The sequence below is a fragment of the Brevundimonas sp. SH203 genome, from assembly GCF_002157625.1.
Classification (GTDB): Bacteria; Pseudomonadota; Alphaproteobacteria; order Caulobacterales; family Caulobacteraceae; genus Brevundimonas.
This window is the reverse complement of record NZ_BDMM01000001.1, coordinates 300,038-315,614: the sequence shown is the minus strand read 5'-3', so window position 1 is coordinate 315,614 and position 15,577 is coordinate 300,038. Positions and strand designations below refer to the sequence as shown.

The window sequence follows — 15,577 nt, the reverse complement described above, 5'->3', positions numbered from 1 at the left end:
AGCCTTGTTTCGTCTCTACGCCTTAGGATTCCCGATCATGCGCCTGTCGCGCTTTTTCCTGCCCACGCTGAAGGAAGCCCCTTCGGACGCCCAGATCGTCTCGCACCAGCTGATGCTGCGCGCGGGCATGATCAAACAGGAGGCCGCCGGCATCTACGCCTGGCTGCCGCTGGGTCTGAAGGTGCTGCGCAAGATCGAGCAGATCGTGCGCGAGGAGCAGATGCGGGCAGGGGCGGTCGAACTGCTGATGCCGACGCTGCAACTGGCCGACCTGTGGCGCGAGAGCGGCCGTTACGACGCCTATGGCCCCGAGATGCTTCGCATCACCGACCGGCACGAGCGCGAGCTGCTGTACGGCCCCACCAACGAGGAGATGATCACCGACATCTTCCGGGCCTATGTGAAGTCCTACAAGTCGCTGCCGCTGAACCTGTTTCATATCCAGTGGAAGTTCCGCGACGAGCGCCGTCCGCGCTTCGGCGTGATGCGCGGGCGCGAGTTCCTGATGAAGGACGCCTATTCCTTCGACGTGGACGAAGCGGCGGCCCGCGTCGCCTACAACCGCATGTTCACCGCCTATCTGAACACCTTCGCCCGGCTGGGGCTGAAGGCCGTGCCGATGCGCGCCGACACCGGCCCCATCGGCGGCGAACTGAGCCACGAGTTCATCGTCCTGGCCGAAACGGGCGAAAGCGAAGTCTTCTGCGATCGCAAACTGGTCGAGATGCCCGCGCCCGGCGACGACTTCAGCCCGGAAGCGGTTCAGGCCGTGTTCGACGAACGCACCGCCCTCTACGCCGCCACCGAAGAAATGCACGACCAGGCCCAGTTCGAGGCCAGGACGACCGAGGACGACCGCCTGTCCGCGCGCGGCATCGAGGTCGGCCACATCTTCTATTTCGGCACGAAATATTCGGCGCCGATGAAGGCCAAGGTCGCCGGACCCGACGGTCAGGACGCCGAGGTCCACATGGGCAGCTATGGCGTCGGCGTCTCGCGTCTGCTGGGCGCCATCATCGAGGCCAGTCACGACGAGGGCGGCATCGTCTGGCCCGACTCCGTGGCGCCGTTCGACGTGGTCGTCATCAATCTGCGCGCCAATGACGCGGCCGTCTCGGCCGCCTGCGAGGACGCGGTGGCCCAGCTGGAAAAACGCGGCAAGGACGTCCTCTACGACGACACCGACGAACGTCCGGGCGGCAAGTTCGCCACCGCCGACCTGATCGGCGTGCCGTGGCAACTGACCATCGGGCCCAAGGGCTTGGCCGACGGCGTGGTCGAGCTGAAGCGACGCGCCACCGGCGAAAAGGTCTCCGTCCCGCTGGCCGAAGCCATCGAAAGGCTGACCGCTTGAGCCTGCCGTCCCGCCCGTCCGGCGCCTTCTCCTCGTGGGAGATCGGTCTGGCCCTTCGTTACCTGCGCGCCAAGCGCAAGGAGGGCGGGGTGGCGACCATCGCCGTCATCAGCTTCATCGGCATCATGCTGGCCGTCGCCGTGCTGATCAGCGTGATGAGCATCATGTCCGGCTTCCGCAGCGAACTGCTGGGCCGGATGTTGGCCTTCAACGGCCATATGTATGTGCAGGGGCCGGTGCTGACCTCGCCGGATCGGGAGGCCGCGCTGAAGCGCATCCAGGCCGTGCCGGGCGTCGCCAGCGCCAATCCGTTGAACGAGGCGCAAAGCCTGATCCGCGTCGGCAGCTACACCACGGGCGCCATCGCCAAGGGCATCCGTCCCGAGGATCTGGCCAAGACCCAATATGTGTTCGACAGCCTGACGCCCGAGGAGCGCGCCGGCTTCGGCAAGGGGCCGTATGGCGGGGATCGCATCCTGGTCGGCGCCGCCCTGGCCAACTCCATGGGACTGCGCGTCGGTGATCCGGTGACGTTGTATTCTCCGACCGGCGCCGACAGCGCCTTCGGCAATCTGGGCGGACTGGAGAAGACCTATTTCGTCGGCGGCCTGTTCCGCTCGGGCGCCGCCGATTACGACCGCGCCTTCATCTTCATGCCGCTGGAGCAGCAGCAGCTGTTCTTCGGCAAGGAAGGCGTCTGGGACGCCATCGAGATCAAGGTGGACGATCCCGATCAGGTCGGCGCCCTGACCCCCGCCATCCGCGCCGCCGCAGGCCCAGGCTCGGTCGTCAGCGACTGGCGCGAACGCTTGGCCGCCTTCTATGGCGCGCTGAAGGTCGAACGGGTGGCCATGAGCATCATCCTGGGCCTGGTCGTGGCCATCGCCGCCATGAACATCATCTCCGGCATCGTCATGCTGGTGAAGAACAAGGGCCGCGACATCGCCATCCTTCGCACCATCGGCGCCAGCCCGTCGGCGATCCTGCGCGTCTTTTTCATGGCCGGCGCCATGATCGGCGTGGCGGGCACCCTGGCCGGGTTGTTGCTGGGCCTGTTGTTCTGCTGGAACATCGGGTCGATCCAGCATTTCCTGGAATGGGTGCTGCAGACCAAGCTGTTCGATTCCGACGTCTATATGCTGGACGCCATTCCGGCGCTGGTCGATCCGGTCGACGTGACCTGGGTCGCCTTCTGGTCGCTGCTGATGAGCTGTATCGCCAGCCTGCCGCCGTCGTGGAATGCGTCCCGCATCGATCCCGTTGAGGCGCTCCGCTATGAGTAAGGCCCCCATCCTGTCGGTGCGCGGCCTGACCCGTACCTATGACACCGCCCAGGGCGGTCTGACCGTGCTGAAGGGCGTCGATCTGGACGTCTATCCGGGCGAACTGGTCGGACTGATCGGCCCGTCGGGCTCGGGCAAGTCGTCGCTGCTGCACGCCGCCGGCCTGTTGGAAAAGCCCACCAGCGGCACGGTCGCCATCGACGGCGAGCCGGTCGGCGATCTGGACGAACGCGCCCGCACGCGCCTGCGTCTGGGACGGATCGGCTTCGTCTATCAGTTCCACCACCTGCTGCCCGAGTTCGACGCGCGCGACAACGTCGCCCTGCCCATGCGGATCGCCGGCCTGGCCCAGGACGAGGCCCGCAAGCGCGCCGAAGTCACCCTGACGGCCTTGGGCCTGGGCCAGCGTCTGACCCACCAGCCGGCGCAATTGTCGGGCGGGGAACAGCAGCGCGTCGCCATCGCCCGCGCCCTGGCCAACGGCCCGCGTCTGCTGCTGGCCGACGAGCCGACGGGCAATCTGGACCCGACCACCAGCCAGTCGGTGTTCGAATCCCTGCGCGATCTGGCCAAGACCACGGGCGTCGCCGCCCTGATCGCCACCCACAATATGGAACTGGCCGGGCATATGGACCGGGTCTTCGCCCTGCGCGACGGCCATCTGGAAGAACGCGCGGCCGAAAGCCACGCCTATTGATCAGCTGACGGCCGCGTCGCCCCAGATGGCGCGCAGCCGTTCCGGCCGCCGACAGCCCAGCCGATAGGCCTGATAGCTGGCGGCGTGCCGCCTGGCGTAATCCTGATGCTCCGCGCCCGCCGGCCAGAAGCGCTGGATGCCGACGACCGGGGTGGTGAAGCTCTTTCTCAGCACCCGCATGGCCGCATCGCGCGAGGCGACCGCGTCGGCCCTCTGCTCGCGCGTCGCGAAGACGGCCGACCGATAAGACGGGCCGTAGTCGCAGAACTGGCCGTTCGGATCGGTCGGGTCGATGGTGCGCCAATAGCGATCCACCAGGGTGCGATAGCTGACCACGCGCGGATCGAACGTAACCTGCACCGCCTCCATATGGCCGGTACCGCCGCGCACCACCTGCTCATAGGTCGGATTAGCCGTATGCCCGCCGACGAAGCCCGAAACGGCGGATCGCACGCCGGGCAGGCCGTCGAACGCCTTTTCCTCGGACCAGAAACAGCCGCCGGCGAAAATCGCGGTCTGCAACGTCGGCGCACGCGCCTGGGCGTAAACGACCGGCGCCGCCACCAAGACCGCCGCCGCCAGAAGGGAAACCCTGAACCGCATCGCCATGACCTTTCGTCATCTGATTGGCAATACGTCGGCCAGAGACATTCGGTTTCCCGACGGCGGGCGCTTGACGGGAACATACATAGAACATAGAACGAATAAGGAACAGTTGCGAGGTTCAGGAAAGCCATGCCCCGTCTGATGAGAGATATGTTGTCCCTGGCCTGCTGCGGCGGCTTCGTGTGGATGGTCTGGACCCTGGCGTTCAGCGTCACCGCCGTCTGAGAATTCAGACGTCGGTGGATACCGTCTGAATTCGGCGTCAAGGAAATCAAGGAAATCAAGGCGATAGGCGAAGTTCAGACGATTCAGACTCTGTTTTTTCATGTGCGGGCGGCCGTCGGTTCGTGGCTCTTCTGGGGATGATGAAGCCGGGCCTCTGGTTTGCGATGGCCGCCCGGCGCAGGATGTGAGACTCGCAGCAGGTGTGATGGTGGCGGACTTTGCGTCGCCGCCCGAGACGGAGATCCAGTGAGCCAGCCGATGAACAGCCAGGGTTTCGTCCATCTGCGGGTTCGTTCGGCCTATTCGCTGCTGGAAGGCGCGATCAAGGCCAGCAAGGTCGGCAAGCTGGCGGCGGACGCCGGAATGCCCGCCGTGGCCGTGGCGGACCGCGCCAATCTGTTCGGTGCGCTGGAGTTCAGCCAGACGGCCAAGGACGCGGGCGTCCAGCCCATTGTCGCCTGCGCCCTGCCGGTCGTGGGCATCGGCGGCCAGGTCAATGCGCGCTGGGCCAAGACGCCGACCGTGGTGCTGCTGGCCCAGGATGCGGCGGGTTGGTTGAACCTGTGCGCCCTGTCGTCCTCGGCCTATCTGGATGCGGGCGAGATGGCCGAGCCGGGGGTGGCCTGGGATCAGGTCGTGGCGCGCTCCGAAGGACTGATCCTGCTGTCGGGCGGTCCCGACGGCCCGGTCGATCCGCTGTTCGCCCAGGGCAAGGCGGCCGAGGCGACCGGGGCGCTGGCCGAGATGAAGGCCGCGTTCGGCGACCGCTTCTATGTCGAGCTTCAACGCCACGGTCTGGACGACGAGCGGCGGGCCGAGCCGGGGCTGGTCGAATGGGCCTATGCCAACGACGTTCCGCTGGTCGCCACCAACGATGTCTATTACGCCAAGGCCGCCCAGGCGAAGTCGCACGACGCCCTGCTGTGCATCGCCGACGGCGCCTTTACGGGGCAGGAAGATCGTCGCCGCATCACCGGCGAACACTGGTTCAAGTCGGCCGAGGCGATGCGCGACCTGTTCGCCGACCTGCCCGAGGCCTGCGACAACACCATCGACATCGCCCGGCGCTGCGCCTTCCTGGTCCAGACCCATGCGCCGATCCTGCCGCGCTTCGACACCGGGGCGGGACGATCCGAGGCCGACGAACTGGCCCACCAGGCGCGCGAGGGGCTGAAGGTCCGTCTGACCCAGGTGACGCCCGCCGTGCCGGAGGAGGAATACTGGACCCGGCTGGAATGGGAGGTCGGGATCATCCAGCAGATGGGGTTCCCCGGCTACTTCCTGATCGTGTCGGACTTCATCAAATGGGCCAAGGAACACGGCATACCGGTCGGGCCGGGGCGGGGGTCCGGCGCCGGCTCGCTGGTGGCCTGGTCCCTGACCATCACCGACCTGGACCCGCTTCGGTTCGGCCTGCTGTTCGAGCGGTTCCTGAACCCCGAGCGGGTCTCCATGCCCGACTTCGACATCGACTTCTGTCAGGAGCGGCGCGAAGAGGTCATCGACTACGTCCAGGCCCACTACGGCAAGGACCGGGTGGCCCAGATCATCACCTTCGGCACCCTGCAGGCGCGGGCCGTGCTGCGCGACGTCGGGCGCGTGCTGCAGATGCCGCTGGGCCAGGTGGACCGGCTCTGCAAGATGGTGCCGAACAATCCGGCCAATCCCGTCACCCTGGCCCAGGCCATCGATCTGGAACCGCGCCTGAAGGAGGCGAGGGACGCCGAGCCGGCGGTCAAGACTCTTTTGGAGACGGCGCTGGAGCTGGAGGGGCTGTACCGCAACGCCTCGACCCACGCCGCCGGCATCGTCATCGGCGACCGGCCGCTGACCGAGCTGGTGCCGCTGTATCAAGACCCGCGTTCGACCATCCCGGCGTCCCAATTCAACATGAAGTGGGTCGAGCCGGCGGGTCTGGTGAAGTTCGACTTCCTGGGCCTGAAGACCCTGACCGTGCTGGACCGGGCGCGGGGCTATCTGGAGCGGCGCGGCGCGGCGCCGGAATGGAACCAGTTGCCGCTGGACGATGCGCGCACCTATGAGCTGATGGCGTCTGGCCAGACGGTCGGGGTGTTCCAGCTGGAATCCCAGGGGATGCGCGACACCCTGCGCAAGATGCGCTGCGGCTCCATCGAGGAGATCACCGCCCTGATCTCGCTGTATCGGCCGGGGCCGATGGAGATGATCGACACCTATATCGACCGCAAGTTCGGTCGGGCCGAGGTCGACTATCTGCACCCCAGCCTGAAGGAGGTGCTGACCGAGACCTATGGGGTCATCATCTACCAGGAACAGGTGATGAAGATCGCCCAGATCCTGGCGGGCTACAGCCTGGGCGAGGCCGACCTGCTGCGTCGAGCCATGGGCAAGAAGAAGAAGGAGGAGATGGATTTCCAGCGGGCGCGCTTCGTCAAGGGCGCCCTGGAAAAGACCGTGCCGGAAAGCCAGTCCGGCTCCATCTTCGACCTGGTGGCCAAGTTCGCGGGCTATGGGTTCAACAAGTCCCACGCCGCCGCCTACGCCCTGATCTCGTTCCAGACCGGGTGGCTGAAGGCCAATCAGCCGGTCGAATTCTTCGCCGCCTCGATGAGCCTGGATTTGTCGAACACCGACAAGCTGGCGGTCTTTTATCAGGATGCGCGCCGGTTCGAGGTGCCGGTGCTGTCGCCCGACATCAACCGATCGTCCGCCGACTTCGACGTGGCGTGGGACGATGCAAGAGGGGCGGTTCTCTATGCCTTGGGCGCCATCCGCAACGTGGGCCTGGAGGCGATGAAACACGTCATCGAGGTGCGCGAGACCGGCGGCCGGTTCGCGGACATCTTCGACTTCCTGGAGCGGGTCGATCCGCGCAGCGTCAACAAGCGCGCTCTGGAGGGGCTGGCCAAGGCCGGGGCCTTCGACAGCATCCATCCCAACCGTCGCCAGCTGGTCGAACAGGCCGATGTGCTGATGGCCTATTGCCAGAGCGTGGCGGCCGAGCGGGCGTCGTCCCAGGTGTCGCTGTTCGGCGGCGATCAGGCCCATGCCGCGCGGCCGCGCCTGAAGACGGTCGAACCCTGGGTCGGGCCGGAACGGCTGGATCACGAGCTGTCGGCCGTCGGCTTCTATCTGTCGGGCCACCCGCTGGACGAGATGACCTCGGCCCTGAAACGCAAGCGCGTCACCTTCGTCGCCGAGGCCATTCCTCTGGCTGAGGGCGGGCACGAGGCGTTCCAGATGGCCGGGGTGGTCCGCCGCAAGCAAGAGCGCGCCAGCGCCCGCACCGGCGAGAAATTCGCCTTCGTCACCTTCTCGGACCCGACGGGCGAGTTCGAATGCCTATTCCCGCCCGAACAATTGCGTAAATGCCGCGAGGTGCTGGAGCCGGGCGCCTCGGTCATGGTGCGTGTCCGTGCCAAGGCGTCCGAGGGCGAGGTGCGGTTCTTCGGCGACGATGCGTCGCGCATGGACAATCTGCTGGACGACGCCAACATCGGCCTGCGCATCCACGTCTCGGCCCGAACCGCCGACGCCGAGGCGCTGAAGGGGCGGCTGGAGCGCGCCCGCTCCGGCGCCATCGGCAAGGGGGGAGAGATTTCCCTGATGATCGCCGGGCTGGAGCAGGGGAGGGAGGTCGAGGTCAAACTGCCCGGCCGCTATCGCCTGGACGGCGCCCTGCGCGGGGCGCTGAAGTCGGCGCCCGGCGTCGTGATGCTGGAGGACGCCTGATGATCGGCGCGCTTCTGGCTTTGAGTCTCGGTCTGACCGGGGCCGCCGCCGCCGATCCCAAGCCGCCCGCTATTTAGGAGAAAACCTTAATGTCGCACGCCGCCGGAACCTTCCAGGTCTCCATAACGCCCGCGCCAGCGGACTCCGACGCCGCCCCCGACCTGCCGGGCCGCATGATCCTGGCCAAGACCTTTCACGGCGGGATCGAGGGAACCGGCGCGGGGGAGATGCTGGCCGTCCGCGACGGTCAGTCCGGGGCCTATGTCGCCATGGAGCGCGTGACGGGCGCGGTGAACGGGCGCAACGGCAGTTTCGTGCTGGTCCATCGAGGCGTCATGACGGCGGAGGGACAGGCGTTGCTGATCACCATCGTTCCCGGTTCGGGGACGGGGGATCTGGCGGGCATAAGCGGCGTCTTCCACCTGACGATCGACAAGGGCGAACACCGCTACGATCTGGAATACAGCCTTCCCGAACTCGCCTCATGAGCCGGTATGGCGACCATCAGCGTCAAGTCGGCGTTTCCTTCGTCAGCCCTTTCACCCTGTAACCTTATAGCTAAGCTTTTGATATTTCGGAACCTCACGGCCGCGTGATGGGTTTGGTCAGTCCATAGGGAGACTGTTCCAATGAAATATCTCGCCATCGCCAGCGTCGCCTCGCTGGCCCTTCTCGCCGCCTGCAACCAGGGCGGCGACAGCGCCGCCCAGAACACCAGCGAAGCCGTCAACGCCACCCAGGACGCGACCTCGGGCGTGGTCGGCCAGACCTCGGCCATGACCATGGGCGCCAACACCGTCGATGGCTTCGTCACCGGCCTTGGAACCGGCAATATGTATGAGTTGGAAGCGGCCAAGATCGCCGCCGCCAAATCCACCAACGCCGATGTGAAGGCTCTGGCCGCCATGATCACCAAGGATCACACGGCCGCCGGCGAGAAGCTGGGCGCCGCCGTCGCCACCGCCGGTCCCAACGTGACCGTCCCGACCGCGCTGGACGAACGCCGCAAGGGGTTGATCGACAATCTGAACGCCGCCACGCCGGGCGACTTCGACAAGGTCTATCTGAACCAGCAGGTCGCGGCCCATAACGAGACCCTGACCCTGCTCAACGGTTTCGCCGGCAATACGGACGCGCCGGCCCTATCGACCCTGGCCCGCGAATTGGTCGCGCCCGTGACCGCGCACCGCGACCGCGCCCAGGCCCTGCTGGATGCGATGAAGTAAGGTCGCGTCAAAGGCTTGAAACGGAAAGGCGGTCTCGACAGAGGCCGCCTTTCTGCTGTGCGACGCAGCGCTTGCTATTTGGGGCCGTTCCGCCTACATGGCCCCGCATTTCGCAACGCGGGTGAGGCGCGATTCGGGGAGAAATCCCGATACGCACCATTCCGAGGGTCATTCGACCTTTAATCCCCCGCGCCACGTTGATCGGAAAAAGGACTGAACGATCATGGCTCTGCCTGAATTCTCGATGCGCACCCTGCTGGAAGCGGGCGCCCACTTCGGCCACCAGACGCACCGCTGGAACCCGAAGATGGACCGCTACATCTTCGGTTCGCGCTCGAACATCCACATCATCGACCTGTCGCAGACGATGCCGCTGTTCCACCAGGCTCTGGTGGCCGTGCGCGACGTCGCCGCCAAGGGCGGCCGCGTCCTGTTCGTCGGCACCAAGCGCCAGGCCTCCGAGCCGGTCGCCGAGGCCGCCAAGCGCTGCGCCCAATACTACATGAACAACCGTTGGCTCGGCGGCACGCTGACCAACTGGCGCACCGTCTCGGGCTCGATCGCCCGTCTGCGTGAACTGGAAGCCATTCTTGACAATGGCGGCGAAGGTCGCGTCAAGAAGGAGCTGCTGACCCTGCAGCGCGAGAAGGACAAGCTGGAACTGTCGCTGGGCGGAATCAAGGACATGGGTTCGATCCCGGACATCATGTTCGTGATCGACACCAACAAGGAAGCGATCGCGATCCAGGAAGCCCGCAAGCTGAACATCCCGATCATCGCCATCCTGGACACCAACTCGGACCCGGACGGCATCACCTATCCGGTCCCCGGCAACGACGACGCCGCCCGCGCCATCCAGACCTACTGCGACCTGATCGCGGACGCGGTTCTGGACGGTCTGGCCGCCGGCGCCTCGGCCTCGGGCGTGGACCTGGGCGCTTCGGAAGCCCCGGTCGAGCCGATGCTGCGCGAAGCCTCGGCTCCGGTCGCCGCTGACGCCGCTCCGGCCGGCACGGAAGGCGCCGCCGCCGAACTGGAAGCCGCCGCTCAACCCGCCGTCGCCGACGAGGCCGCCCAGGCCGCCACTTCGGAAGCCAACGACGCGGTCGAAACCGAGAAGGCTGCGGGCTGATCGCCCCGGACGGCGGCGTTCGCGTGAACGCCGCCTGACGAACTGACACACGGCCGGGCTAAGTCAGTCCGGCCGTTCCCACATACGAATCCCCCAAGGAGAAGAACATGGCCGAGATCACTGCCGCCCTCGTGAAGGAGCTTCGCGAGCGTTCGGGCGTCGGCATGATGGACTGCAAGAAGGCCTTGCAGGAAAACGACGGCAACATCGACGCCGCCATCGACTGGCTGCGCGCCAAGGGCCTGTCCAAGGCCGCCAAGAAGGCCGACCGCGTCGCCGCCGAAGGCCTGGTCGCCGTGGCGTCCAAGGAAGACGGCAAGGGCGAAGTCGCCGCCGCCATCGAATTCAACGCGGAAACCGACTTCGTCGCCCGTAACGAGCTGTTCCAGAACGCCGCCAAGTCGTTCGCCCAACTGGGCCTGGAACACCATACGGTCGAGGCGCTGCACGGCGCCGAACTGGAATCCGGCAAGACGGTCCAGGACGAAGTGACCAACATGATCGCCACCATCGGCGAGAACATGCAGCTGCGCCGCGCCGCCCGTCTGTCGGTGTCGGAAGGCGTCGTCTCGACCTACGTCCACAACGCGGTTTCGCCGGGCGTGGGCCGCATCGGCGTGCTGGTGGCCCTGGAAGGCGAGGGCGACAAGACCGCGCTTCGCGAACTGGGCCGCAAGATCGCCATGCACGTCGCCGCGACCGCCCCGCTGTCGCTGAACACTGACGACCTGGACCCCGCCGCCATCGAGAAGGAACGCGCCGTTCTGACCGAAAAGGCCAAGGAAGAAGGTCGCCCGGAAGCCATGATCGCCAAGATCGTGGAAGGCCAGATCAACAAGTTCCAGAAGGACGTGGTGCTGTCCAAGCAGCCGTTCGTCATGGACCCGGACGTGACCATCGAACAGCTGGTCGCCAACTCGGCCAAGGAACTGGGCTCCTCCAACCTGCACCTAGCCGGCTTCGTCCGTCTGGCGCTGGGCGAAGGCGTCGAGAAGGTGGAAGGCCCCGACTTCGCGTCGGAAGTCGCCTCCATGATGGGCGGCGCCTAAGCCCCTATCCCCTCATTCGTGAGGGTTTTGTATCAGAAGGGCGCGTTCGGCTTTGATGGCCGGCGCGCCCTTCGTCTATAAGAAGCCGCCTGATTCAAGGGCGCAGCAGCCAACGGACTCTCCGCACATGCCCGACGCCCCCAAAACCTTCCGCTACAAGCGCGTCCTGCTGAAGGTCTCCGGCGAGGTGCTGATGGGGGATCAGTCGTTCGGCGTGGACATGAAGACGGTCGACACCGTCGCCAAGGCCGTGGCCGACGTGGCGGCCGAGGGGATCGAGATTTGCCTGGTCATCGGCGGCGGCAACATCTTCCGCGGCCTGTCCAAGGCGGCGGCGGGCATGGAGCGCGCCCAGGCCGACTATATGGGCATGCTGGCCACCATCATGAACGCCCTGGCGATGCAGTCGGCGCTGGAGAAGATCGGCGTCTCGACCCGCGTGCAGAGCGCCATTCCGATGGCCGCCATCGCCGAACCCTACATCCGTCGTCGCGCCCTGCGTCATCTGGAAAAGGGGCGGGTGGTGATCTTCGCCGCCGGCGTGGGCGCCCCCTTCTTCACGACGGATTCGGGCGCCGCCCTGCGCGCCGCCGAAATGGGGTGCGACGCCCTGCTGAAGGGCACCAGCGTCGACGGCGTCTATACCGCCGACCCCAAGAAGGACCCGACCGCGACCCGTTACGAGACCCTGACCTATCAGGACGTGCTGGCCAAGGATCTGCGGGTCATGGACGCCTCGGCCATCGCCATGATGCGCGACACGGGCATCCCCATCGTGGTCTTCTCGATCCGGGAAGACAATTCGCTGCGCCGGACCCTGACCGGCGAAGGCACGTTCACGGTCATTCAGGACGCCGCGTAAGCGTTCGCGCGACCAGGAAAAACGAAGAGAGACCAAGATCATGGCAAAACCCGAGCTGAAGACCTATCGCGACCGCATGGACCGCTCCGTCGCCGCCCTGAAGGAAGAGTTCAGCGGCCTGCGCACCGGACGCGCCAACGCCGGACTGCTGGAGCCGGTGCGGGTCGAGGCCTATGGTTCGGCCTCGCCGCTGACCGCCGTCGCCGCCATCAGCGTGCCCGAGCCGCGCATGATCAGCGTCAGCGTCTGGGACAAGGGCATGGTCGTCGCCGTCGAAAAGGCCATCCGCAACGCCAACTTGGGCCTGAACCCCATCGTCGACGGCCAGACCCTGCGCATCCCCGTGCCGCCGCTGACCGAGGAACGCCGCAAGGATCTGGTCAAGCTGGCCGGCAAATATGCCGAACAGCAGAAGATTTCCGTCCGCAACGTCCGTCGCGACGCCAACGACGATCTGAAGAAGGCCGAGAAGGCCGGCGAGATCAGCCAGGACGAACAGAAGAAGATGGAAACCGAGGTCCAGAAGGACACGGACGCGGCCATCAAGCGCATCGACGAGGCCTTGAAGACCAAGGAACAAGAGATCATGCAGGTCTGAGGCGAAACGGCTTGGGCCCGAAGGGATCGCACGACAGATGACGGCAGACCGCGCCGCGCCTTCGGGCCAGGGCCCACGTTCCGATGGGCCGCGCCATGTCGCCATCATCATGGACGGCAACGGCCGCTGGGCGAAGGCGCGGGGGCTGCCGCGCGCCCTGGGCCACCGCGAGGGCGTTCAGGCGTTGAAACGGACCATCCAGGCGGCGCCGGACCTGGGCATCGAATGCCTGACCGTCTTCGGCTTCTCGACCGAGAACTGGAGCCGGCCAGAGGAAGAGGTGTCGGACCTGATGGGTCTGGTGCGGACCTATGTGGCCAGCGATCTGGCGCGGCTGGAGAAGGCCGGCGTCCGCCTGAAGATATTGGGCCGGCGCGAGGGCCTGCCCCCCGACATCGCCGCCATCATCGACAAGGCCGAGGCGCAGACGGCGCACAATGATCGCTTCCTGCTGCAGGTCGCCTTCAACTATGGCGGGCGGGCCGATCTGGTGGATGCCGCGCGGCGGCACATGGCGCGTCTGGCGTCAGGCGAGACGACCGAACCGCTGACCGAAAAGACCTTCGAGGCCGGACTGGCCACGGCGGGATCGCCGCCGCTGGACCTGATCGTGCGGACGTCGGGCGAGCAGCGGCTGTCGAACTTCCTGTTGTGGGAGGCCGCCTACGCCGAACTGGTGTTCCAGGACATCCTGTGGCCCGACTATGGCCCCAAGGCCCTGGCCGAGGCGGTCGCGGCGTTCGGCCGGCGCGAGCGGCGCTATGGCGGCCGCGAGGACGCGGCCTTGCGCGAAACCGCCTGATGCCGGTCAAGACCCGCGACATCGCGCTGCGCGCCGCATCCGCCGTCGTCCTGGCGCCCGCCGCCGTGGCTGCGACCTGGGCCGGGGGCGTCTGGTTCCTGGGGCTGATGGTGGCGGCCAGCATCGTTCTGGCGTTCGAATGGGCGGCGATGAGCGCGCCCCACGCCCGCCGCGTCATGGGCGGGGCCGTCGGATTCGGCGTCGTCGCGGCCGTGATCAGCGCCCATTTCGGCGTGATGTCGGTGGCCTTCATCATGCTGGTGTTCGGGGCGGCCGCCGCCGGCGTCTATGCCCGCAGCCGGGGGCAGGAGGCGCTGGATGCCGCCTATGGCGTCCTCTATCTGGGCTGGCCCGCCGTCCTGCTGATCTGGCTGCGCGGGGTGGACAGCCTCATCGGCCTGCACTGGACCGTGCTGGTCTTCGCCGTGGCCTGGTCGGCCGACATCGTGGCCTATCTGGCGGGATCGACCTTCGGCGGGCCGAAGCTGTGGCCCCGATTTTCACCGAACAAGACCTGGTCCGGCTTCATCGGCGGCATCGTCGCGGGCGCGGCGGCCGGCGCGCTGATGACGGCCTGGGTCGATATGGGCGCCCTGACCGTAGTCTGGGGCGCCATCCTGGGGCTGGCGGCGGCGTTGGCCACCATGGCCGGCGATCTGTGGGAGTCGGCGCTGAAGCGGCGGTTCGGCGTCAAGGATGCGGGCAACACTATTCCCGGACACGGCGGCCTGCTGGACCGCGTCGACGGTCTGATGTTCGCCGTGGTCGTGGTGGCGGCCGGACGATTGCTGGTTCTGATGCTGGAGCGCGCCGCGTGATCCGTCGCCGCGTCACCGTGCTGGGCGCGACCGGATCGGTCGGCTCCTCGACGCTGGACCTGATGGCCCAGGCGGAGGCCACGGGCACCGGGGCGTTCGAGGTCGAGGCCCTGACGGGCGGCGCCAATATCGCCAGACTGGCTGAACAGGCCCGACGCTGGACGCCGCGCGTGGCCGTCACCGCCGATCCGGCGCGTCTGGACGATTTGCGGGCCGCCTTGAGCGGAACGGGGATCGAGGCGGCGGCGGGCGAGGCCGCCATCGTCGAGGCGGCGACCCGCCCCGCCGACTGGATCATGGCCTCCATCGTCGGGGCCGCCGGTCTGAAGTCGGCCTGGGCCGCCGCCGGGACGGGCGCGACCCTGGCACTGGCCAACAAGGAAAGCCTGGTCTGCTGCGGTCCCGCCCTGATCGAGCGGGTCAGGCGGGCAGGGGGGCGTCTGATCCCGGTCGATTCCGAACATTCGGCCATCTTTCAGGTCTTTCCGGCCGAGGCGCCGGCACGGGTGTCCAGGCTGATCCTGACGGCCTCCGGCGGGCCGTTCCGCCAGACCCCGCGAGAGCGGATGGGCGCGATCACGCCGGAACAGGCCGTGGCCCACCCGAACTGGAGCATGGGCGCCAAGATTTCGGTCGACAGCGCCACCATGGCCAATAAGGGCCTGGAGATGATCGAGGCGGCCTATCTGTTCGACATGCCGCAGGACCGGATTGACGTGGTCGTCCACCCGGAATCGATCATCCACAGCCTTGTGGAGTATGTGGATGGATCGACCCTGGCGCAGATGGGGCCGCCGGACATGCGCACGCCGATCGCCTGCGCCCTGGCCTGGCCGGATCGCATCGCCTGGCCGGCGCCCAGGCTGGATCTGGCCGCCCTGGGGCGACTGACGTTCGAGGCGCCCGATCTGGCGCGTTTCCCGGCCCTGGATTTGGCGCGTCAGGCGTTGAAGGCGGGGGGCGCGGCGCCGGCCGTGTTCAACGCCGCTAACGAGGTCGCCGCCTTCGCCTTCCTTGACCGGAAGCTGGCCTTTCTCAATATTGCCGCAGTCGTCGCCGAAACCCTTGAGCGTGCGACGAAAGCGGGGATGGTTTTCGGCTCTGGAGACGCCTGCGGCGCGGCCCTGTCGGTCGACGCCGAGACACGTCGAATGGCCGGTTCCGTAATCGCCGGTCTTGCGAACGCGGCCTGAATAGCAGGCCAGGGGAGACGA

At 66.9% G+C, this 15,577-nt stretch carries 14 protein-coding genes; 13 read left to right on the top strand and 1 reads right to left on the bottom strand.

Going from position 1 to position 15,577, the window contains the following annotated elements; genetic code table 11:
* Nucleotides 1-37: 37 nt before the first annotated feature.
* The 3 genes from proS to SH203_RS01535 are packed head-to-tail and all read left to right on the top strand — an operon-like array spanning nt 38 to nt 3,334.
* Nucleotides 38-1,354 (top strand): proline--tRNA ligase, encoded by a 1,317-nt coding sequence (gene proS / locus SH203_RS01545; RefSeq protein WP_087119113.1) that lies wholly within the window; start codon nt 38-40, stop codon nt 1,352-1,354.
* Nucleotides 1,351-2,637, top strand: coding sequence for a lipoprotein-releasing ABC transporter permease subunit (locus SH203_RS01540; protein ID WP_087119112.1), 1,287 nt, complete (start codon nt 1,351-1,353; stop codon nt 2,635-2,637). Before proS ends, SH203_RS01540 begins: the two co-directional genes overlap by 4 nt.
* Complete coding sequence (locus tag SH203_RS01535; RefSeq protein ID WP_087119111.1) at nt 2,630-3,334, top strand: ABC transporter ATP-binding protein; 705 nt, start codon at nt 2,630-2,632, stop codon at nt 3,332-3,334. Before SH203_RS01540 ends, SH203_RS01535 begins: the two co-directional genes overlap by 8 nt.
* Here SH203_RS01535 and msrA read toward each other — a convergent pair whose 3' ends face one another.
* Nucleotides 3,335-3,943, bottom strand: coding sequence for a peptide-methionine (S)-S-oxide reductase MsrA (gene msrA / locus SH203_RS01530; protein ID WP_087119110.1), 609 nt, complete (start codon nt 3,941-3,943; stop codon nt 3,335-3,337).
* 480 nt (nt 3,944-4,423) lie between these two features.
* Here msrA and dnaE point away from each other — a divergent pair, with 480 nt between their 5' ends.
* The 10 genes from dnaE to dxr all read left to right on the top strand — a co-directional run bounded on the left by dnaE (nt 4,424) and on the right by dxr (nt 15,556).
* On the top strand, nt 4,424-7,876 hold the full coding sequence (dnaE, locus tag SH203_RS01525) for a DNA polymerase III subunit alpha (protein ID WP_087119109.1): 3,453 nt from the start codon (nt 4,424-4,426) through the stop codon (nt 7,874-7,876).
* Between the two features lie 89 nt (nt 7,877-7,965).
* Nucleotides 7,966-8,364, top strand: a complete 399-nt coding sequence (locus SH203_RS01520; RefSeq protein WP_087119108.1) for a DUF3224 domain-containing protein — start codon at nt 7,966-7,968, stop codon at nt 8,362-8,364.
* Between the two features lie 141 nt (nt 8,365-8,505).
* The gene (locus SH203_RS01515; RefSeq protein WP_087119107.1) at nt 8,506-9,102 is read left to right on the top strand and encodes a DUF4142 domain-containing protein; all 597 of its coding nucleotides are present in this window, start codon (nt 8,506-8,508) and stop codon (nt 9,100-9,102) included.
* Nucleotides 9,103-9,325: 223 nt separating this feature from the next.
* On the top strand, nt 9,326-10,234 hold the full coding sequence (rpsB, locus tag SH203_RS01510; protein WP_087119106.1) for a 30S ribosomal protein S2: 909 nt from the start codon (nt 9,326-9,328) through the stop codon (nt 10,232-10,234).
* A gap of 107 nt (nt 10,235-10,341) precedes the next feature.
* Complete coding sequence (gene tsf, locus SH203_RS01505) at nt 10,342-11,283, top strand: translation elongation factor Ts (RefSeq protein ID WP_087119105.1); 942 nt, start codon at nt 10,342-10,344, stop codon at nt 11,281-11,283.
* A gap of 127 nt (nt 11,284-11,410) precedes the next feature.
* Nucleotides 11,411-12,145, top strand: coding sequence for a UMP kinase (pyrH, locus tag SH203_RS01500; RefSeq protein WP_087119104.1), 735 nt, complete (start codon nt 11,411-11,413; stop codon nt 12,143-12,145).
* Nucleotides 12,146-12,185: 40 nt separating this feature from the next.
* On the top strand, nt 12,186-12,743 hold the full coding sequence (gene frr / locus SH203_RS01495; protein ID WP_087119103.1) for a ribosome recycling factor: 558 nt from the start codon (nt 12,186-12,188) through the stop codon (nt 12,741-12,743).
* Between the two features lie 37 nt (nt 12,744-12,780).
* Nucleotides 12,781-13,545: a polyprenyl diphosphate synthase gene (gene uppS / locus SH203_RS01490; protein WP_087119102.1), complete on the top strand. Its 765-nt coding sequence runs from the start codon at nt 12,781-12,783 to the stop codon at nt 13,543-13,545.
* On the top strand, nt 13,545-14,363 hold the full coding sequence (locus tag SH203_RS01485) for a CDP-archaeol synthase (protein ID WP_087119101.1): 819 nt from the start codon (nt 13,545-13,547) through the stop codon (nt 14,361-14,363). Before uppS ends, SH203_RS01485 begins: the two co-directional genes overlap by 1 nt.
* Nucleotides 14,360-15,556 carry a 1-deoxy-D-xylulose-5-phosphate reductoisomerase gene (gene dxr, locus SH203_RS01480; protein ID WP_087119100.1) on the top strand — a complete coding sequence of 399 codons (1,197 nt, stop codon included), beginning with the start codon at nt 14,360-14,362 and terminating at the stop codon, nt 15,554-15,556. Before SH203_RS01485 ends, dxr begins: the two co-directional genes overlap by 4 nt.
* Nucleotides 15,557-15,577: the final 21 nt, after the last annotated feature.

Coding starts and splice junctions, on each gene's coding strand:
- msrA (WP_087119110.1), bottom strand. CDS start 3,943: ATGGCGATGCGGTTCAGGGTTTCCCTTCTGGCGGCGGCGGTCTTGGTG.
- tsf (WP_087119105.1), top strand. CDS start 10,342: ATGGCCGAGATCACTGCCGCCCTCGTGAAGGAGCTTCGCGAGCGTTCG.
- proS (WP_087119113.1), top strand. CDS start 38: ATGCGCCTGTCGCGCTTTTTCCTGCCCACGCTGAAGGAAGCCCCTTCG.
- frr (WP_087119103.1), top strand. CDS start 12,186: ATGGCAAAACCCGAGCTGAAGACCTATCGCGACCGCATGGACCGCTCC.
- uppS (WP_087119102.1), top strand. CDS start 12,781: ATGACGGCAGACCGCGCCGCGCCTTCGGGCCAGGGCCCACGTTCCGAT.
- SH203_RS01535 (WP_087119111.1), top strand. CDS start 2,630: ATGAGTAAGGCCCCCATCCTGTCGGTGCGCGGCCTGACCCGTACCTAT.
- SH203_RS01515 (WP_087119107.1), top strand. CDS start 8,506: ATGAAATATCTCGCCATCGCCAGCGTCGCCTCGCTGGCCCTTCTCGCC.
- SH203_RS01520 (WP_087119108.1), top strand. CDS start 7,966: ATGTCGCACGCCGCCGGAACCTTCCAGGTCTCCATAACGCCCGCGCCA.
- dnaE (WP_087119109.1), top strand. CDS start 4,424: ATGAACAGCCAGGGTTTCGTCCATCTGCGGGTTCGTTCGGCCTATTCG.
- SH203_RS01485 (WP_087119101.1), top strand. CDS start 13,545: ATGCCGGTCAAGACCCGCGACATCGCGCTGCGCGCCGCATCCGCCGTC.
- pyrH (WP_087119104.1), top strand. CDS start 11,411: ATGCCCGACGCCCCCAAAACCTTCCGCTACAAGCGCGTCCTGCTGAAG.
- rpsB (WP_087119106.1), top strand. CDS start 9,326: ATGGCTCTGCCTGAATTCTCGATGCGCACCCTGCTGGAAGCGGGCGCC.